Origin of the sequence: Mycetocola zhujimingii, assembly GCF_003065425.1 — a bacterium.
In the GTDB taxonomy this organism is placed as follows: domain Bacteria; phylum Actinomycetota; class Actinomycetes; order Actinomycetales; family Microbacteriaceae; genus Mycetocola_A; species Mycetocola_A zhujimingii.
This window is the reverse complement of the sequence record NZ_CP026949.1, coordinates 1,243,081-1,261,675: the sequence shown is the minus strand read 5'-3', so window position 1 is coordinate 1,261,675 and position 18,595 is coordinate 1,243,081. Positions and strand designations below refer to the sequence as shown.

Sequence of the window (18,595 nt, the reverse complement as noted above, 5' to 3'; positions counted from 1 at the left end):
GGGCGATCACTCCACCCCGCGGCGCAGACGAATACGGAAGAGCAGCATGGCCAGAACTGATGAACCGCCCGCCGCGTCGGACGACTGGTGGCGGACCGCCGTCATCTACGAGGTTTATCCCCGGTCATTCGCTGACTCAACGGGAAACGGGATCGGCGACCTTCGTGGCATCCGCGAGCGGTTACCGTACATCGCCTCGCTGGGCGTGGATGGCATCTGGATCACCCCGTTCCAGCGCTCCCCGCAGGTCGACCAGGGGTACGACGTCAGCGATTACTGCGACGTCGATCCGCTCTTCGGGACCCTCGCCGACGTCGATGACCTGCTCGCGGAGGCACACACGCTGGGTCTCCGGGTGTTGGTCGACATCGTCCCGAACCATGCCTCGGTACAGCATCCGCTGTTCAAGAACGCGGCAGCAGCGGGCCCGGGTTCACCCGAGCGCGCGATGTTCCACGTCGCCGACGGCGTCGGTGATCGAGCGCCCAACAACTGGACGAGTGTCTTCGGCGGCCCGGCCTGGCATCGGGTCTGGCCCGACTCTGCCACCGACAGGCAGTGGTACCTGCACCTGTTCAGCCCGGCCCAGCCCGACTGGAACTGGCGCAACCCCGCCGTGGCGGACTACTTCGACGGTGTGCTCCGGTTCTGGTTCGATCGCGGGGTCGACGGCATCCGCATCGATGTGGCCCACGGCATGTTCAAGGCTGAGGGGATGCCTGACGCGCCGGACGTGCCGGCCGTTGCGGATGGCCTGCGCTCGAACCCGCTGGTGACCGACCAGGAACCGGTTCACGAGGTCTATCGCCGCTGGCGGCGGATCGCCGACCAGTACGAACCCGCCCGTCTGCTCGTCGGCGAGGTCAATCTGGAACCCGACCGGGCCGCCAGGTACACCAGGCCGGACGAACTGCACCAGGCCTTCGCTTTTGCCTTTGCGCGGCTCGAGTGGAACGGCGACGAGTGGGCTGCGGTCGGCGAACGCCTCGAGCGGGCGCGACGAACCCATGGATCTGCTCCGAGCTGGGCGTTGGAGAACCACGACCTCGTGCGAACGGCCAGCCGGTTCGGTGGCGGTGAACGTGGCGCCAGGCGGGCAGCTGCTGCTGTGGTGGCCCTGCTCGGATTACCCGGGGCCGTGTATCTGTACCAGGGCCAGGAGCTTGGCTTGCCCGAGGTCGACGTTCCGCCCTCGGCGCGGGTCGATCCCATCTGGGTCTCCAGCGGCACGGGACGTGACGGTGCGCGCATCCCGATGCCGTGGACCGTCTCGCCGGAGAAAGTCAACGGCTTCACGGTGAACGATGGCGTGACGGCCTGGTTGCCGACGCCGACCGGGTGGGGATCCTGGTCGGTCGAACGACAGGAGGCCGACCCGCACTCGAATCTCACCCTGGTGCGGGCGGCCATCCGGTGCCGGGAGTCCCTTCTGCGGACCGGCAGGATCCCGCCCGACGAGCCTGTGTCGTGGCGCTCGGAATTCAACGGGCTGGTTACCTGCGACCGGGAGGGAGGCATGACCGTCGCGATTGCCATGGGCGATGAACCGGTGCCACTCCCCGATGGGACGGTGCTGTTCCGTACCGACGGTGAAACGGATGCCGTCCTGCGGCCGGACAGTACCGCCTGGATGTGGCGCCGGAACTGACATCCGGCACCGACATCGGGCAGTAACATCCGGCACCGCCTTCAGCGACCGGCTCAATCCAGGGGTGGCCGCCGGCGGTGTTGCTTGGTCGTCGAGCGCCGTTCCTTGGCCGCGAGGCGGCGATGGTTCGAACCGCGCGTCGGTTTCGTCGGACGCCGACGTGGGCCGTCGGGCGCGAGGCCGGCACTCACGAGTTCGGCGAGCTTACGGAGCGCAATCTCACGGTTACGGAGCTGCGACCGCTGCTCAGACGCTGTAACCGTGACCACGCCAGCGACGAGGCGTCCGCGGAGGCGGGTCAGGAGCCTCTCCCGTTGCTCGTCGGTCAGAGCGGTCGAGTCGGCCACGTTCCACGAGAGCTCGACCCGACTGTCCGAGGTGTTGACGTGCTGCCCGCCGGGCCCTGACGAACGCGAAAACCGCCAGCCGAGTTCACCGGCCGGAATTGTGAGCGCGGTCGACACCTCTAAATCCATGACAGAAATGTCCCGCGATCTGGCTACGCGTCCTCCGGGTCGATACCGGGCTCGAGGGAGAGGCCGTCGGTTTCCTCAGCCTCTTCGAACGCCTCCTCCGGATCCGGGAGGTCGGGTTCGGGATTGTGTCCGTCCCGGAGTGGACGGTCGTCTGCTGAATATCCTTTCGTGCCTTCGTTCTCTTTGGGACCACCGAAGTTTGCGCCGCCGGCATTGGGACTCATCGTGATTCTCCTCAAACTGCTCGTCGTGACCGGCCCGACCGCGGCACCTGGTTCTGCACCGCGGCGAAAACGGGCTGGCGCACTGCTTTCTCCTACGCTAGACGCCATTGCGTCTGCCGTCGACGAATACCTCTCCTCTGGCCCGCGAGCGGAAAAAGAGGTAGACGCCATGATCGAGGGCCCTTAATCCACCGGCCGCCCCTCCGGAGTCAGCGGTTCGGCCTGCTCGGCAGCACCGCCATGATGACGGAGAGACTGCTGATTGCACGGTGTCCACGCTAGAGAAACCCGACCAGACAAGACAAGCGTCACTTCCGGCGGAAGGCACGCTCCACCGGGGGTTGCCGCCGCTTTCCCCCGGGTCTACCGTGAGGGCATCCGAAGGATCGAGGTAATCGTGTCGAGTGTCGTGACCACCAGCCTGAACGATCGGGTCGCTTTCGACCTGCGCGGCGAGGGCCCCGCCGTGATCTTCGTCGCCGGCGCCGGACCGTGGCGCGAGATAGACCCGACGACGACCGAGACTGCCGAGCTGCTGGCGCAGAAGGGCTGCACCACAGTTGTCTACGACCGGCCCGGTCGCGGCGAGAGCGTCGCGGATGGCCCGTTCACCCTCGACCGGGAACTCGCCGCGCTCTCCTCACTGATCGAGCACGTGGGCGGGACCGCTGTGCTCTGCGGTCACTCCTCGGGCTGTTCGATCTCGCTTCTCGCCGCGATACGCGGCCTCCCCGTCGCGGGTCTGGCGCTCTGGGAAGCACCCCTCGCTCCCCCCGACAGCGGAGCGCGCGAGTGGGCCGACGAGCTTCGCGCCCTCATCGCCGCTGGCGACAATAAAGCAGCGCTCACCCTTTACATGAAAGACATGCCGCCCGAAATTCTCGAGATGGTGGCGTCGATACCGGCCATGGTGCCGCAGGCACCAACTCTTCAGCCGGATGCCGACTCACTGGCCTGGGCCGAGTCAGCCCCGCTGTCGGAGTTGCTCGCGGACATCAGGATTCCGGTTCTCACCATGGTGGGAACAACGAGCTACGACGATGTGATGGTGCCTGCGGCGGAAATGATCACCGCGGCGATACCCGGTGCCACGTGGAAACGGATGCCGGGGGCCGAGCACTCGTGGGAGCCGGGCCCGATGGCTGACGAGCTCGCCAGGTTCGCGTCGCAATCGGCGCGCTGACCGTCAGTCGCCGGTTTGGTACTGCCCGATGATCAGGATCGAACCGTCGTCATCGGTGCCCGCCGCGTAGTCACCCGACCAGAACACATCGGTGTACCCGCGCCCAAGCATCCTCCGCGCATTCCTGTTCTCGTCATCCCCTGAGTCAGACACACCGACCCACGGCTGCGGAAAAGCGGGCAAGGCCGAATCAGGCGGCATCCGTACCTCGAAGTAAACAAACTGTTCGTCGAGCTTGGCGAACCTGTTCGACGCGACCACTGTGGTCCCTGCCGGCAGCGCCGTCGCCGCCGGAATGGCGAGGTCACCAAGCTGCACCTCAACGCAGTCCGGCCCCCGGCACTCCGTGCCGTTGGCAGCGTCAGTGGCTGCTGCCTCAACCCACTGAACGACGACGAGCAACAAAGCGACGACCACCACCGCTGAGATAAGGGAGGCGATTGCAGCCTGAACAGAGCTGCGCCCAAGCGGTACCTCCTCGACCTCGCCTTCAGCAGCGGCGGCGAGGTCATCGACGTCGAGCGGAACGGCCGGGTCTGGTCGGAGGGCGGAATCCGTCCTCACGGGTCCACGACCGAACTCGGGGGCGGCGGAAGGCGCCTGCCGATGGCAAACCAGGCAACAGGGCCGATGATCGGGGCGATGATCACGACGAGTACCCAGGCGGCGCGGGCCACAGCGTCGAGGTCGCGCCGTCGAGCGATCTGAACGAGCGCCAGCACGAGCGACACAACGACCACGGCGAGGACGAGGGTCCAGACGATATCGAACCAAACGGGAAGGAGCGGATTCGCGGTCACAGCTGTCCTTTCGCTGCCGGGGTAGGTAGCGCAAGTCTCGGCGACGGCACGTGGGTTGTCAACGAATCCCCGTGACTGCTTTCTGCGGAGATCCCGTTAACGGGACCATCGACCCTGCCCGGCAGCAGGGACCAAAGCCACCATGCCTACGAACGCCCTCGCCTGGACGGCGAGGCCCGAAGCAGTGCACTCGGCACCTTTGCTCAAACCAAGAAAGGCGGCACCCCATGGCCGATCTCATCGTCATCTCGTTCGACACCAAAACCGACGCGGAAGCGGCGTATAACAAAGTTCTGGAATTGCAGGACGACCTGATCGTCCAGCTTGCCGGCCTTGCCCTCGTGACGGTCGACGACGAAGGAAAGACCCACGTCACGCACCCCGGTCCCGTTGGAAAAGTCGGCATCGGAGCTGCTGGTGGTGCCGTCTTCGGAGCACTGCTCGGCATTCTCTTCTTCATGCCGCTGGTCGGGCTCGTCATCGGCGGCGCTTTTGGAGCGCTTTTCGCAGCGCTCGACAAGGCGGGAATCAACAGCGAGTTCCGTGAGCGGGTCCAGGACACCGTGAGCGCCGGAAAATCGGCGATTGTTCTCTACGCAACGAAGCTGACCCAGGACAAGTTCACCGAGGCGCTTGCTCCGTACAACGGCACCGTCGTCCAGACGTCGCTATCGAAGGAACAGGAAGCGCAGCTGGCCGACAACATCTGATCGACCTGCGGCCTTCGGCGGCTGGAGACGGGGCGTTTCGTACCCCGGATCCAGCCGCCGTTGTCGCGTGACCCGCGGCTCGTTAGTGGAGCTTGATCGTTCCGCCATCGACCATCAGGGTCTGGCCGGTGATGTAGCTGGCGTCATCCGAGACCAGGAACGCCACGGCGGGAGCGACATCGTTCCCGGGGTGGCCGAAGCGACCCAGCGGAATCTTGCCCAGAGTCGTGTTGTAGAGGTCGGGGAATGCCTCAGACCAGGCCTGCACGCCCTCGGTCATCGCCATCGGGCAGACGACGTTGACCCGGATGCCGTCAGGAGCCCACTCGTTCGCAACAACCCGGCTCAGGCCGCGAATAGCCTCCTTGGCCGAGGCGTATGCGCCCTGGGTCACCTGCCCGTCCAGTCCCGCACCCGAACCGAAGTTCACGACTGAGCCTGACGTCTTCTTCAGCTCGGGGTGAGCGGCACGCATGAAGTTGATGGTGGCGCGAAGGCCCGTGTTGAACGACAGCTCCCACATCTCCGGGGTGAGTTCGAGGAAGGGTGCCTGACGTGACGCGTGCGCGTTGTTGACGAGGGCGTGGAGGCCTCCGAAGTGCTCGACCGCTGCGCCAACCGCCTTCTCAGCGACGGCGGAATCGGAAACGTCCCCCTGCAGGAAGTGCACCGAATCGCCGAGATCCGCGACGAGTGCCGCGCCGGCTTCCTGGTTGATGTCCACCGCGACCACCTTCGCGCCGCGTTCAACGAAGGTGCGGGTGATGGCTCCACCGATTCCGGATGCCCCACCGGTCACGATGACTGTCTTGTTCTGCAGTTGCATAGCTGTGTCTTTTCTTTCGTTTTCGCACCCGTCCGGCGCTCGGGTCGTCCCGGCACGAACCATTTACTGTCTTCGGGACAGTATATGTCGGCCGCCTGCACAGGAGTTCCGGGCCAGGTGGGTGCAGGTCTCGCCCGACGGACGAAAGGCTCTACTACGCGCGAACGTGACCCTGTTATCTGGGCAGGCGCCCAAAGCTTTCGGAGTGCGCCGCACAATCGCGCGCTCACTGCGAACGGGTGCATGGACGTCTCAGCACGAGACGCAACTATGAATGGAGACACAATGGCTGAATCCGACGGAACATTCCTGTACATCGGCACCTACCCGAACGAAGCTGACGCGCGCTCCGACTACGGCGTCGTCAAAGAGCTGCACAAAGACGGTGCCGTGGGCACTTACGACGCCGCGGTCGTGACCAAAGATGACAAGGGCAAGGTGCACGTCAACAAAGACGAGCAGGCATTCCGCCACGGTGGATGGGGCGGAGCCGTCGCCGGTGCTGTGGTTGGACTGCTGTTTCCTCCCGCCATCATCGGAACCGCGATTGTCGGTGGCGCGATCGGCGCTGTGACCGGCCACCTGTGGCGTGGCGTCTCGCGCTCTGACGTCAGGGAGCTCGGCGAGGCCATCGACTCCGGCGAGGCTGCATTGCTCGTCGTCGGCGAGAGCAAGCTCGAAGACGCGATTGCGAAGGCAGAGCTGAAGGCGGAGAAGAAGATCGCGAAGCAGCTCCGTGTGAAGAAGTCAGACATCGACGCGGCAGTGAAAGAAGCTGCCTCAGAACTCAGCTGAGCGCAGTCCTACAACGAGAAGGCCGGTCGCCCACAGCGACCGGCCTTCTCTGTGCCCCGGTGGTCTTGCGCTCCGCCGCGCCGGAAAGCCCGCAGCGTCTAGCTGCAGCAGGATGAAGCGGATGGCTCGGCCTCAACCTCGACCTCGGCCTCGGGGGCGCAGCATGAAGCGGATGCCTCGGCTTCAACCTCGGGGGCGCAGCATGAAGCGGATGGCTCGGCCTCAACCGCGCTGCCGCAGGATGAAGCGGGTGCCTCGGCGTCGGGGCCGCAGCCTCCAGCCGATGAGGACGGCCCGCACACCCCGGTCTCTGGCAGCACGAGTTGCACCCGACGGGCGGCACCGTGGTTGCCCGCGAGCTCATCCGCGATGGAGCGCACCTGTTCGTAACCGGTCACCAGAAGGAAGGTCGGTGCGCGACCGTAGCTTTTCATTCCGGCGATGTAGAAGTTCGGTTCCGGATGCGCGAGTTCGATAACGCCGTGCGGGTAGACAGTGCCGCAGCTGTGCATGTTCGGGTCGATCAGCGGGGCGAGGGCGCGAGGGGCTTCAACGATCTCGTCCAGAGACAGCCGGATTTCCCGCAGCATCTCGAGGTTGGGGCGGAAGCCCGTCGCGTTGACGACCCGGTCGACCTCCACTCTCGTCTTCTCCCCCTGGCGGCGACCGACCACGGCAACACGCTGGTCAGCGGCCGGCTCGAGGTCGTCGATTTCGAACTGGTCGATCAGCGTGACCCGCCCCTGGCGAACCAGCTCATGTACTGAGCTGCCGAGCTGGCCGCGTGCTTCGAGCTCGTCGTTCTCCGACCCGTACGCGCGCACCGGGCTTCGTCCCCGAATGGCCCAGCTGATCGTCGTGGCGCTCTCCTCCTTCGCGAGGGTGGCCAGCTTCAGCAGCGTATTCGCTGCGGAGTGGCCGGCTCCGACGACGAGCGTGTGCCGTCCCGCGAAGCGGTCCCGGTCGACCCCGAGGACGTCGGGCAGGGCGGAACTGAGGTGTTCACGGATGCCATCGATTCCGGCAGGCGCAAGTCCACTGGCGGTGAGTCCGTTGGGGCTGCTGTAGGTACCGGAGGTGTCGATGACGGCACGCGCGAGTTGCTCTGTCGTTGCGTCGCCGGTTCGAATCCGCAGCAGGAACGGTGTGGAGCTCCGTCCGGCGGACCGGGTACGGTCCATCCCCTGCCGACTGACGTCCGTCACGGTGCTCTGATAGCGGATCCGTGGGGCGAGCTCCGGGGTCGCTGCCAGCGGCAGCAGGTAATCCTCGACAAGTTCCCGGCCGAAGGGCAGCTTCTTCGCGGCGGGTGCGTGCCACTCGGTTTTGTCGAGGAGTCGACCGGCAGCCTCGTCGACGAGATACTCCCACGGCGAGAACAGCCGGGTGTGACCCCACGCTGCCACAGCACTGCCAGCGGTCTCCCCCGCTTCGAAGACAACGACGTCGATTCCGCGTTCGAGCAGCTGTGCGGCGGCGGCGAGGCCGACCGGTCCGGCGCCGATGATGGCGACGGGCAGCTTGTCGAGCGTCCGTGGTGAGGGCATGGTCAAAGTCGGGAGTTCTGCGATAGTCATTCTTCTTCGTTTCTCGTGTGATTCATGTGCGCCACAATCGACCGCAACCTAGGCCTTCGCCGGGAGGATCTCTTTCAGCAGCTGCTCGATCCGGGCTTTGATGTCGTCGCGGATCGGACGGACAGCCTCGATGCCCTGCCCAGCCGGGTCGTCGAGCTCCCAGTCTTCGTAGCGCTTGCCCGGGAAGATCGGGCAGGTGTCGCCGCAGCCCATCGTGATCACCACGTCGGAGTCCTTGACGGCATCCGTTGTCAGGATCTTGGGGATGTTGTTGGCGATGTCGATGCCTTCCTCGGCCATCGCCTCGACCGCGACCGGGTTGATCTGGTCTTTCGGCTCCGAGCCGGCAGACAGAACGTCGACCTGCCCGTTGGACAGGGCTTGCATGTAGCCGGCGGCCATCTGCGACCGGCCCGCGTTGTGGACGCAGACGAACAGTACTGACGGTTTCTCGCTCATCAGGGTCTCCTTCTTTCGGGGTGTGTTCAAACCCGGTCCGCGACCGGAAGTTCGGGATGGATCGGGAGTGTGTCTTTTGCGGGGAACATGCGGGGGCGCAGCCACAGCGCGACGTAGACGAGGGCCACGAGCACGGGCACTTCGATCAGCGGGCCAACGATGCCGGCGAGTGCCTGGCCGCTCGTGGCGCCGAATGTTCCGATCGCGACGGCGATGGCAAGTTCGAAGTTGTTGCCTGCCGCTGTGAACGCGAGCGTCGTTGTGCGTTCGTACGACAGCCCGATGAGCTTGCCGAGGACAAAGCCAACGATGAATGTGACCGCGAAGTACACCAGCAGTGGCAGGGCAATTCGAACCACGTCGAGTGGCCGATCGATGACCTGCTGCCCCTGCAGCGCGAACAGCATCACGATGGTGAAGAGGAGTCCATACAGGGCGAACGGTCCCACCTTCGGCAGGAACGTGCCCTCGTACCAGGTGCGGCCGCGCGTGGCCTCACCGAGCCGCCGCGACAGGTATCCGGCGACCAGCGGAATACCGAGGAAGACCAGGACGCTCAGCGTGATTGCCCACAGTGAGAACGACGCGCTCGTTGTCGCCAGTCCGAGCCATGACGGCAAAATCTGGAGGTAGAACCAGCCCAGCCCGGAGAAGGCGATGACCTGGAACACCGAGTTCACGGCAACGAGGAAGGCGGCGGCCTCTCGATCGCCACATGCGAGATCGTTCCAGATCAGCACCATGGCGATACACCGCGCGAGCCCAACGATGATCAGGCCGGTGCGGTACTCCGGCAGATCGGGCAGAAAGGCCCAGGCAAGGGCGAACATGAGAGCCGGCCCGACCAGCCAGTTCATCACCAGCGACGAGACCAGCAACTTCCGATCACCGGCGACCGCACGCGCATCCGAGTACCGGACCTTCGCGAGAACCGGGTACATCATCACCAGCAGTCCGACCGCGATCGGCACACTGACCGATCCGACGGAGAAGCCGTGCAGGGCGTCACCGAATGCGGGGACGAAAACCGCGAGCGCCAGTCCCAACGCCATCGCGGCGAGGATCCAGACCGGGAGGAACCGGTCAGTTGTTCCGAGAGTTGCGGGCTTCACCGGGGCAAGAGACATGAAGCTCCGTGACTGATAGATTGATGTGCGTCGATGTACTCATCGTGACCCATGCATCGATGCATGTCAATCTAGGGAGTTTGTTCAGATGACGCTTACCGAGTCGCTGCCGATCACCGACCTCAACGCGTGCTGCACTCCGATCACGCGCGAGCCCATGGATGCAGACAGTGCCGAGAAGCTTGCCCGTTCACTGAAAGCGCTGGCCGACCCGGCGAGGCTGCGGTTGCTGTCGATCGTGGCGTCGCACGAGGACGCCGAAGCGTGCGTCTGCGATCTGACGGAACCACTTGGCCTGAGCCAGCCCACCGTCTCCCACCACCTCAAAGTGCTCGTCGACGCCGGCTATCTCCACCGAGAGAAGCGCGGAACCTGGGCCTACTACAGCCTGACGCCCAACTCACTCGCGTCGGTATCCGGCCTCATCAGCGAACTGTGACGATGACAGCTCAGCCCACCGCCAACCGCCGGGCCGTCCTTCACCGGCGGGTGCGGTGGATCGTGGGGTTCACGATCGCGTACAACATGATCGAGGCGGGTGTCGCCATCACCGCCGGGGCCATCGCGTCCTCCGCCGCGCTCATCGGGTTCGGACTCGACTCGGTCATCGAGGTCCTCTCGGCGGCTGCCGTCGCGTGGCAGTTCACCCGCCGCGATCCTGAACGGTGGGAGAAGCCCACGGTCCGGGTGATCGCCATCGCCTTCTTCGCCCTGGCCGCGTACGTGATCACCGACTCGGTCCTCTCGCTCGCGGGCGTGCAGGACGTCGACCACAGCCCCCTCGGGATCGCCATTGCGACAACCAGCCTCCTGGTGATGCCCGCTCTCGCGTGGCTCGAACGCCGGACGGGCAGGGAGCTCGGATCCGCCAGCGTGGTCGCTGACTCCAAGCAACTCCTGCTCTGCGTCTACCTGTCGGCGAGCGTGCTACTGGGTCTCCTGCTCAATACCCTGTTCGGCTGGGAATGGGCGGATGCTGTCGCGGCACTCGTTATCGCCGGCTTCGCTATCCGGGAGGGAATCGAAGCATGGAAGGGCGAGGTCGAGTCGCCGTTCGATGTGCTTTCGGATGACGACACCGAGCACGCGACGGAACCTCAGCGCTGAGCCCGCCGCCTCCCCCGACTCAGCGGCGCGTATCTACGGCCGCAGTGCTGCCGTCGCCGAGAAGCGTCGCGAGCTTGTCCAGGCACTGATCCAGACCGGCTTGCGACCCATCGCGCGCCTCCTCGACCGTGTAGCCGTACTCGGTGACGCTCAACCGGCTGCCGCCTTCGCCCACCGACTCAAACGTCACAACATGCGGGACCGTGTCAGGAACCCCCGCAGGGATGCCGACATCGGCCGGGCTGATCGCTTCGCCGTTCGCGTCAGTAAACCGCATCTCGAACTCGAGTCGATTCGGAGGGTCGACGAGCGTGTAGGTCCAGGTGTTAAACATGTCTCCGCCGCCGAACTGCGCCGGCGCGCGCATCGCAACCAGTGAGACCCCGCCGACTCGGACATCCAGGTTGGCGACCGGACAGGTGAAACCGAGCGGGCCCCACCACTGCATCAACAGCTCGGGCGTGGTCCAGGCAGCGTAGGCGGAGTCCACCGGCACCGGAAACTCCCGGGTCACCCGAACCTCGAAAGTGGATGAAGAGTTGCCCATGATTCGTCTCCTTTAACTATCATGATCGTAGTGAAAGACGGTACCACCACGGTCTCGCAGTGTGAAGGGTTCTGATGAAGCGGACGAAGGGCAAATCTCACTGCCCCATCAATTTCGGACTCGAGGCGTTCGGAGATCCGTGGTCACTTCTGGTGATCCGCGATATTGTCTATTTCGGCAAACGCACCTTCACTGAGTTTTCGGACTCGGACGAAGGCGTTGCTCCGAGCGTGCTGACCGCACGGCTCGCCGAACTGGAGACGAACGGCATCCTGAACCGAACCCCGGATCCCGGCGACGCCAGGCGCGTCGTCTACACACTCACCGAGAACGGACTCGCCCTGATTCCGGTCCTGCTCGAGATCGCGAACTGGAGCGCCGGGGTCGACGCCGAGACCGACGCCCCACCGGAGTGGATTGAGGCGGTTCATCGCGACAAAACCGCCATGACGGAGCTGATCACCGCGACGGTGCGCGCCGGCGGCAGCATCTTCGTGGGCAGCGACAGCGTCGTTGCGGCATTGTCCGCGTCAGCTCAGAACTAGCGATTCATTGCCCGCGCTGGCGGTCTGATTATCGGTGAGGTGACGGGACAGCCGGCGCGAAACCCGCCAGCACCTTCAGGACCTCTTCGGTCAGTGCATCGTGAACAGTGGATGCCCACACGCAGTTCCGGTGTTCGCGAAGCAGCCAGTCCATGGCGTCGTCCTCGCTCATTCCGACGTCGTCCCAGTTGATGCCGGGGTTTGCGAACGTCGCGGGCAGACCGGTCTCGGGCGAGATGATGACGGCGCCGAGGTGAATCGGCTCTTCGACGTTCGGCGGCGTCCACAGGAGTTCGGCATCACCGTTCCGGTCTTCGTCGTGCATGTGCCATGCGTCGCCGGAGCCGGTCCAGATCTGCGGCTCTGCATGCCCGGGGACGGTCACCCGGAACACTTTGAAGTCTGCCGGGGTGAATCTTTCCCAGTCTTCGGGTTCGAAACTGGCCGCGGAGAGTTGTGCGGTGGTGGCACCTGCTTCGAAGAGGTCGACGGCATCATAAATATCCTCGTCGACCATTTCGATACAGGCGTGAACCTTGGCGACGAATTCAGACATCCAGTTGAGGAGTTCCTCGGTGGTCTTCTCATCCCACGGAGTGCCGTCCAGCGGAGGTCCGTCGTGGCCGCCGACGTGAAGGTGCCACTCGACATCGTCATCGGTCGACTCGACGTGCATCGCAATGTCGCCGATCTCAATGAACGTGAGGGTCACTTCCTCCTCCTCGAGCCACCGCGCGTGGAGCGTGGGCGTCGGGAGCGAGGCCGGGTACGCGGAGGTCAGTTCCGGTACCTCAGGAAGCAACAGCTCCGCCTCGAGAGTCACTGCATCTTGCTCGCTTGCCATTCATCGACCTTTCCACCATTTATCTTCGCAGCAATGACGGATGCCCGGTGACTATCGGCGGGAGACCGGCGACGCCGGTCACCCCGATGGATGCGATGACCTGTGCCACTCGGTGGGTCGCGCCGTTGCCGCGAGGCAACACCCGCGGATAGTGTGCGAGGCGCCGGGGGGCCAGCGGTTTCAGGGAATTCAGCGGGACGCCCGACTCACCTCAACGCGGGCGTGCATCGCGCGTCCGCGATCGATCAATGACGATCAAGGAGTTCCTGATGCGTAAACATCTGTCCAGGAGGCTGGGAGCACTCGGCCTCGGAGCGCTGGTGGTGGTGACAGTCGCCGTCTCACCGGCCTACGGGGCCAACCCGGCTGCACCGGTGCCACCGGCGGGGCTCACGGGCCTCGAACCCACCGGCGCGGATATGCCGACCGTGGGAGGCAACCTCGGAAACCAGCACTACTCCGGGCTCACCAAGATCAACAAGCGGAACATTGACAAGGTGGGACCCGCCTGGCGTACCCACGTCTCGGGCGTAGCGCCGGCATCCGACGATGTCGGCCAGCAGACCACGCCGATCGTCGTCGGCGGCATCATCTACCTCGACACCCCCAGCGGCGGTGTGATTGCCGTCGACGGGAAATCCGGCGCGTCCGTGTGGAAGTGGGAACCGACCGCCTACGGCACCGCAGACACCCGACGCGGGGTCTCCTCCGGTGACGGCAAGATCTTCACCATGGCGGCCGACGACCGCGTCGTCGCCCTCGACCAGGCCACAGGCCAGGAGGCCTGGGTCGTGCAGCCTGCCGGCCCGAACGGTGAATCGCTGGGCAACTTCGACCGTGTTGCCACGGTCTATCACAACGGCATCGTCTATGCCCACGCGGCGAACGGCGACCGCGCCGCGGTCGTCGGACTCGACGCGACCGACGGCAGCTACCTCTGGCACTTCTTCGGCGGGCCAGACCGCGGCACCGTGTACACGGACGTGAACGGAAACTCCGTCGACGCCGGTGCAACGTGGGGGCCCGTCACGCCCGGCGGTGTTGACTGCCCGCTCGTTGGCGGGTCAACACCATGGATTCATGGCTCCGTCGACCCCGAACTGAACATGTACTACATGACGTTCGGCAACGCGCGGAGCTGTAACTCCTCGCAGGATGGCTCCCAGCGTCCAGGCGACAACCTGTTCTCCAGCACGATGGTTGCCGTCGACGCAACGTCTGGCGCATACAAGTGGCACTACCAGTCCATCCGGCACGATGTCTGGGACATGGACAACGTGCACCCGCCGACACTGGCCAACGTGAAGTACAGCGGCGTTGAGCGCAAGGTCCTGTTCTATGGCAGCAAGTCCGGACACCAGTTCGTGCTCGACCGCACGAACGGCAAGCCTGTCCTCCCCGTGACCGAGAAGCCGATGATCACCGACTCGCGTCAGAACCACGCCGAGACCCAGCCGTTCCCCGAGAGCCGCCTGCTCCCTGACTGCCTGGTCTGGGAGAAGCTCGACCCGGAGAACATCCCGGGTGACCCCTGGCGGGCTGTCCCGAACTACAACGGTTACCAGCCCGACGAGGACGGCAACCTCGTCTTCAACCCGGACAGCTATGTCGCCGCCGACGAGCCCTTCCTGACCTATCCGGAGGGATACCCGTCGGATCACCGCGAGGGCTGCATGTACGACCCGCAGTGGGATCTGCCGATCCTGTCCACCACAAGCCAGAACGGCGGCGGTGACTGGTCGAACAACGCGTACAGCCACAAAACCAATCTCGTGTACTTCCCGTACGGCACCAACCCGGTCGCGCACTGGAACGGCGCCGCCGCAAACGGCCAGCGTGCAATGGGCCAGTACCAGACCGGCGGCATCCTCGCCTACGACGCGTCGACAGGGAAGGTTCGCTGGCAGAACCACCTCGGCACAGACATGTCCCACGGCCAGGGTCCGCTGGCAACAGCATCCGACCTGCTCTTCGCGGGGCAGATCGACGGTCGGCTGCTGGCCATGGACTCCTCAAGCGGAGATGTCCTCTGGGACTTCCAGACCGGTTCGGGCATCGCGTCCGCACCGATCACCTACGAGGTCGGCGGCGAGCAGTACGTCGCTGTCTTCGCGGCGGGATCGACCAACCCCTACGGCGCGTCGGTCACACAGGGCGACTCACTGTGGGCGTTCAAGATCGGCGGCAAGTACACCACCGAGTCCGGCAGCCAGGAAGGTCCGAACACGGCACCGTTGTCGATCCGTCGTCCGGTAAACGGAAACGCGGTCGAGGGCTCAACAGTGGACAACACTGTTCTCCTTGCCCGCACCAGCCGCACCGATGACACCGCAGCCGCCAGGGACAGCGTGTCGCAGAATGCCATGCAGCCCACCCGGCTGCGAGTGCCCGTCGGCACTACGGTCACCTTCAAGAACCCGGGGGCAGAGACGTTCCCGAACTTCCCGAACCTGAAGCCGCACTGCGCGACGCAGTTCTTCGAGGGAGAGTTCAACGCCAAGCTGGCACCGGGTGAAACCTACCAGCACACGTTCGACCGAGCCGGTCAGTATTACTTCAACGACTGCACCGACCCAAGGCCGACCGGAATGATCGAGGTGTATCTCACTCCTCAGGACACACCGGGTGCCGCCTCCTTCATACCGAGCACTCTCAATCTCGGTGCGAGGAGCGGGATGTTCACGGATGTCGATGGCAAGGTCGGTGCATACTTCAAGTTGCCCGCCGGCCACAGGTACGAAAGCGGGGCCGTTCTTCTCACTCCGCTGTCGTCGACACCGGTGACGGCCGCGAAGGTCACCGACTTCAGGAACCACCTGTTCATACAGTTCAATAAGGCGGATCTTGATAACAACGTGCCTGAGGGCAAGGTGCCACTGACGCTCGTGGTCAATGTTCTCCATAAGGGGGTGCAGAAGCAGATCACGTCGACGGTGACGGTGAGGATCGTCAAGTAACACGACTCCCCCGGCACCACTGACCGCCTCCGACGGTTCGGCCCTCACCAGGACGGTGAGGGCCGAACCCGAGGAGGCGGTTTGGCGTGCTGGCCGTGTCGGGAGCCTTACGGCGTCGGGTGTGCCCGAAGTGCAAGGCGGCGTTCGACGGCCCGAGCGGCCTCATCGATCCGGGCCGCGGCGTGATCGACGTCGAATCCGGCCGATGGCCCGCACAGGGAGAGGGCAGCGATCGCGCCGCTACCAACCGGGCAGATGGCGCCGGCCACCCAGGTGAACCCGGGGTCCGGTTCGTCAACCCTGGTCGCGACCCCAGCGGCAGGCGCGAGGGTTGCTGCGCCCCACGCGCTGGACCGCACCGGCACACTCGCGCCGATGCACGAAACATCCGCTGGGGATCCCCTGCCCCGCATTATCGCGATGCAGACCATCCGGTCCCCCTCAGGAACAGCCAGGTGGACGGTCTCCCCCGTGACGGTCCGCAGGTCTGCCATGACCGGGAGGGCCGCAGCCCTCAGCTCCCGCGGGACCTCAGCCATCTGTCCCAGTTCGAACAGGCGAAGACCAAGGTAGATGAGTTTGCCGTCTCGCTCCAGATACCGCTGCCGGACGAGCCCGGAAACAATCCGGGACACCGTGGACTTGGGGAGGCCGGCACGCGATGCAAGTTCGGAGAGGCCGAGGCCACGCCCGTCGTCGAACGCGTCGAAGATGACCGTCATCCGATCGAGCACGCCGAAGAGTTCATCCCCGCGGCCCGCTCCATCGGTCATGCCGCTATAGGGCGAGCCGCTGCGAGAGGAGGCGTGCGGCGTGCCTGACGAGCGGGGCCATCCGCTGGGGATCCATGTCGGCCACAGGTCCCGCCACCGAGATGGCGGCCACCGGCTGGCGCTGAGGAGAGAGGACCGGACTCGCGACGCCGACCACTCCAGGGAACGTCCCGCAGCGGTCGATCGCGACGGAACTCGTGCGCACACAGGCGAGTTCCCGCTCCCAGGCAGCCCGCGCGCTGCGATCGAGTCCCATCCAGATGTGGCCAAGCTCGGACTCATCGTTCGAGAACGCCAGCACCGCCTTGCCCAGGGCGGTCGTTGCCGACGGCACCCGAACCCCGGCGCGCGATGGTGCCGGTCGCAGGCGTCCCTGTACAGAGATCACCGACACCATATCGCGCCCGTCCTGCACCGCGACGTTCAGGTGCTCACCCGTCGCGTTGAACAGTTCAGCCAACACCGGAACAGCGGCCAGGCTCAGCCGGCGAGGGCCGCTCGCGCGCGCACCGAGCTCGAAGAGCCTGAGACCGATGACCACCCCGTCGTCGGTCCTGGCCAGGTACCGCTGCCGAACCAGATCCCGAACCAGGCGGGACACTGTGGACTTCGGAGTGCCAGTGGCGACGGCGATTCGGGTAATCGACGTCGACCCTTCTGACTCTCGGACGGCCTCGAGAATGGCGATGATCCGGTCGAGCACCGATACCGGCTCGTCCCATCGCCCGCTGCGCATGTGTCCAGTATGTGACCGCGCCAAGACCGCGGCAACGATCGAGCCAACAGACCCGAACGATGTCCCACTGAGTGGACCAATGACGCCCGAAAACGCCTCACGACGCAGAAGAGCCCGCCCCCGGCGATACCGGGTGCGGGCTCCTCGTGTTCGGCTACGCCGGGAACATCAGACCGCGCAGAACGGCTTGATGCCCATCGCGCTCTCGAGGCCGGACATCAGGTGTTCCTTGAACAGGTCATCGCCGGCGATCGGGGCATCCGTCCACACGGCCACGTCGTGTCCGAGCGTCGTCAGCCAGGACTTCCCGCCGTCGTAGTACTGGCACCAGCTGACGGCGTGCTGCTCACCGTGACCCGGGTGTCCGGTCGCCCGACCGTTGAGGCTCGTCTTCGGATCGACCTCAAGCAGGACGTTCACGTAGCTCGGGTACGGAACGAGGTTGTACCACTCGTCGGTGAACCCCCACTTGCGCGGCATGAAGTTGGTCGAAACGTCCTTCTTGTTGATCGTTTCGATCGTGCCTGGGCGGTTCGGGGCGTGGTCGTAGAAGTTCGCTCCGCCCAGCAGCCCCTCGTACCACTCCCAGTGGTATTCAGCACCGAACGCGTTGTGAACCCCGACGAAGCCACCGCCACCGCGCACGTACTGCATCAGGTTGGTCTGGGCGGGGTCATCGAGGGTATCGCGGTTGGAGCCGAGGAACACGACGGCCTGGTACGAGTTCAGGCGTGAGAAGCTCGCAAGGTCTTCCGTGTAGTCGGCCTGGATGCCGCGTTCGGCTGCCCATGCTTTCAGTGAGGCCTGGGCCACATTGTCTGCGTTGAGCGGCGGGTTCAGGCCTGGGCCGAGCGGCGTTCCGAGGTGCGCGTGACGAGGGCCGGCTGTGCGGCTCCAGATCAGGATGCGTTTCGGTTCGCCCTCTTTCCAGCCATTGCCCCACTCGTTGTAACAGGCGGCGTCTGTGCCTCGGCACACACCGTAGTCCTTGATCTCATCCAGATAGATCGAGTCGGCGGTGGTCGGCTTGTTGCCGTTTCCGTTTCCGTGTCCGTGTCCCCGTGAGTCGGCTGCAGCAGTTCCCGCGAACACGAGACCTGCGCTGAGCACCGCTGTGGCAGCGATGGCGGTTCCCGTGCTTAATATCGATTTCAGCGATTTCATGTGATCCCCTTTGATCAGTCGTGCGGTGCCCGGGTGCACGGTTCGATCGGCGACGGCGATGCGTCCCGCAGCCAGTGGAATCCGGGCCCGGTTGCTG

Annotated in this window: 21 protein-coding genes; 8 read left to right on the top strand and 13 right to left on the bottom strand. The window is 65.0% G+C overall.

Going from position 1 to position 18,595, the window contains the following annotated elements:
* The first annotated feature begins 46 nt into the window (after positions 1-46).
* Positions 47-1,648 (top strand): alpha-amylase family glycosyl hydrolase, encoded by a 1,602-nt coding sequence (locus tag C3E77_RS05940; RefSeq protein WP_108390783.1) that lies wholly within the window; start codon positions 47-49, stop codon positions 1,646-1,648.
* A 53-nt stretch (positions 1,649-1,701) separates the two neighbouring features.
* On the opposite strand, the gene arfB is transcribed toward C3E77_RS05940, so the two are convergent.
* Together arfB and C3E77_RS05930 are read right to left on the bottom strand one after the other, a co-directional pair.
* Positions 1,702-2,124, bottom strand: coding sequence for an alternative ribosome rescue aminoacyl-tRNA hydrolase ArfB (gene arfB, locus C3E77_RS05935; protein ID WP_108390782.1), 423 nt, complete (start codon positions 2,122-2,124; stop codon positions 1,702-1,704).
* Positions 2,125-2,147: 23 nt separating this feature from the next.
* Positions 2,148-2,348: a hypothetical protein gene (locus tag C3E77_RS05930; RefSeq protein WP_108390781.1), complete on the bottom strand. Its 201-nt coding sequence runs from the start codon at positions 2,346-2,348 to the stop codon at positions 2,148-2,150.
* Between the two features lie 397 nt (positions 2,349-2,745).
* On the opposite strand from C3E77_RS05930, the gene C3E77_RS05925 reads away from it, so the two are divergent.
* A complete protein-coding gene (locus C3E77_RS05925; RefSeq protein ID WP_108390780.1) occupies positions 2,746-3,531 on the top strand; it encodes an alpha/beta fold hydrolase in 786 nt (261 codons plus the stop codon).
* Positions 3,532-3,534: 3 nt separating this feature from the next.
* Here C3E77_RS05925 and C3E77_RS05920 read toward each other — a convergent pair whose 3' ends face one another.
* Positions 3,535-4,095, bottom strand: a complete 561-nt coding sequence (locus tag C3E77_RS05920; RefSeq protein WP_108390779.1) for a hypothetical protein — start codon at positions 4,093-4,095, stop codon at positions 3,535-3,537.
* On the bottom strand, positions 4,092-4,331 hold the full coding sequence (locus C3E77_RS05915; RefSeq protein ID WP_108390778.1) for a PLDc N-terminal domain-containing protein: 240 nt from the start codon (positions 4,329-4,331) through the stop codon (positions 4,092-4,094). Before C3E77_RS05915 ends, C3E77_RS05920 begins: the two co-directional genes overlap by 4 nt.
* 227 nt (positions 4,332-4,558) lie before the next feature.
* Here C3E77_RS05915 and C3E77_RS05910 point away from each other — a divergent pair, with 227 nt between their 5' ends.
* On the top strand, positions 4,559-5,041 hold the full coding sequence (locus C3E77_RS05910; RefSeq protein WP_108390777.1) for a DUF1269 domain-containing protein: 483 nt from the start codon (positions 4,559-4,561) through the stop codon (positions 5,039-5,041).
* A gap of 82 nt (positions 5,042-5,123) precedes the next feature.
* Here the strand turns inward: C3E77_RS05910 and C3E77_RS05905 are convergent, their stop codons facing one another.
* Entirely contained in the window at positions 5,124-5,867 is a 744-nt protein-coding gene (locus C3E77_RS05905) for an SDR family NAD(P)-dependent oxidoreductase (protein WP_108390776.1), read from the bottom strand.
* A gap of 285 nt (positions 5,868-6,152) precedes the next feature.
* On the opposite strand from C3E77_RS05905, the gene C3E77_RS05900 reads away from it, so the two are divergent.
* Complete coding sequence (locus C3E77_RS05900; protein ID WP_108390775.1) at positions 6,153-6,662, top strand: DUF1269 domain-containing protein; 510 nt, start codon at positions 6,153-6,155, stop codon at positions 6,660-6,662.
* Between the two features lie 98 nt (positions 6,663-6,760).
* Here the strand turns inward: C3E77_RS05900 and C3E77_RS05895 are convergent, their stop codons facing one another.
* From C3E77_RS05895 to arsB, 3 genes are all read right to left on the bottom strand, one after another.
* Entirely contained in the window at positions 6,761-8,209 is a 1,449-nt protein-coding gene (locus C3E77_RS05895) for an FAD-dependent oxidoreductase (RefSeq protein ID WP_234031314.1), read from the bottom strand.
* 78 nt (positions 8,210-8,287) lie between these two features.
* A complete protein-coding gene (locus C3E77_RS05890; RefSeq protein WP_108390774.1) occupies positions 8,288-8,698 on the bottom strand; it encodes an arsenate reductase ArsC in 411 nt (136 codons plus the stop codon).
* 26 nt (positions 8,699-8,724) lie between these two features.
* Positions 8,725-9,825, bottom strand: a complete 1,101-nt coding sequence (gene arsB, locus C3E77_RS05885) for an ACR3 family arsenite efflux transporter (RefSeq protein ID WP_108390773.1) — start codon at positions 9,823-9,825, stop codon at positions 8,725-8,727.
* Between the two features lie 88 nt (positions 9,826-9,913).
* Here arsB and C3E77_RS05880 point away from each other — a divergent pair, with 88 nt between their 5' ends.
* The gene (locus tag C3E77_RS05880; protein WP_108390772.1) at positions 9,914-10,264 is read left to right on the top strand and encodes an ArsR/SmtB family transcription factor; all 351 of its coding nucleotides are present in this window, start codon (positions 9,914-9,916) and stop codon (positions 10,262-10,264) included.
* Between the two features lie 2 nt (positions 10,265-10,266).
* On the top strand, positions 10,267-10,932 hold the full coding sequence (locus C3E77_RS05875; protein WP_108390771.1) for a cation efflux transmembrane domain-containing protein: 666 nt from the start codon (positions 10,267-10,269) through the stop codon (positions 10,930-10,932).
* A gap of 19 nt (positions 10,933-10,951) precedes the next feature.
* Here C3E77_RS05875 and C3E77_RS05870 read toward each other — a convergent pair whose 3' ends face one another.
* A complete protein-coding gene (locus C3E77_RS05870; protein WP_234031313.1) occupies positions 10,952-11,446 on the bottom strand; it encodes an SRPBCC family protein in 495 nt (164 codons plus the stop codon).
* 107 nt (positions 11,447-11,553) lie between these two features.
* On the opposite strand from C3E77_RS05870, the gene C3E77_RS05865 reads away from it, so the two are divergent.
* Complete coding sequence (locus tag C3E77_RS05865) at positions 11,554-12,024, top strand: winged helix-turn-helix transcriptional regulator (protein WP_108390769.1); 471 nt, start codon at positions 11,554-11,556, stop codon at positions 12,022-12,024.
* Positions 12,025-12,052: 28 nt separating this feature from the next.
* Here the strand turns inward: C3E77_RS05865 and C3E77_RS05860 are convergent, their stop codons facing one another.
* Entirely contained in the window at positions 12,053-12,868 is an 816-nt protein-coding gene (locus tag C3E77_RS05860; RefSeq protein WP_108390768.1) for a hypothetical protein, read from the bottom strand.
* Positions 12,869-13,137: 269 nt separating this feature from the next.
* Here C3E77_RS05860 and C3E77_RS15760 point away from each other — a divergent pair, with 269 nt between their 5' ends.
* Positions 13,138-15,825, top strand: coding sequence for a BamB-related PQQ repeat family beta-propellar protein (locus C3E77_RS15760; RefSeq protein WP_162924926.1), 2,688 nt, complete (start codon positions 13,138-13,140; stop codon positions 15,823-15,825).
* Between the two features lie 107 nt (positions 15,826-15,932).
* Here C3E77_RS15760 and C3E77_RS05850 read toward each other — a convergent pair whose 3' ends face one another.
* From C3E77_RS05850 to C3E77_RS05840, 3 genes are all read right to left on the bottom strand, one after another.
* Positions 15,933-16,598 carry an IclR family transcriptional regulator gene (locus C3E77_RS05850; protein ID WP_108390766.1) on the bottom strand — a complete coding sequence of 222 codons (666 nt, stop codon included), beginning with the start codon at positions 16,596-16,598 and terminating at the stop codon, positions 15,933-15,935.
* A 4-nt stretch (positions 16,599-16,602) separates the two neighbouring features.
* Positions 16,603-17,334 (bottom strand): IclR family transcriptional regulator, encoded by a 732-nt coding sequence (locus tag C3E77_RS05845; protein WP_108390765.1) that lies wholly within the window; start codon positions 17,332-17,334, stop codon positions 16,603-16,605.
* 168 nt (positions 17,335-17,502) lie between these two features.
* Entirely contained in the window at positions 17,503-18,498 is a 996-nt protein-coding gene (locus C3E77_RS05840; RefSeq protein WP_146188116.1) for a ThuA domain-containing protein, read from the bottom strand.
* Between the last annotated feature and the right edge of the window lie 97 nt (positions 18,499-18,595).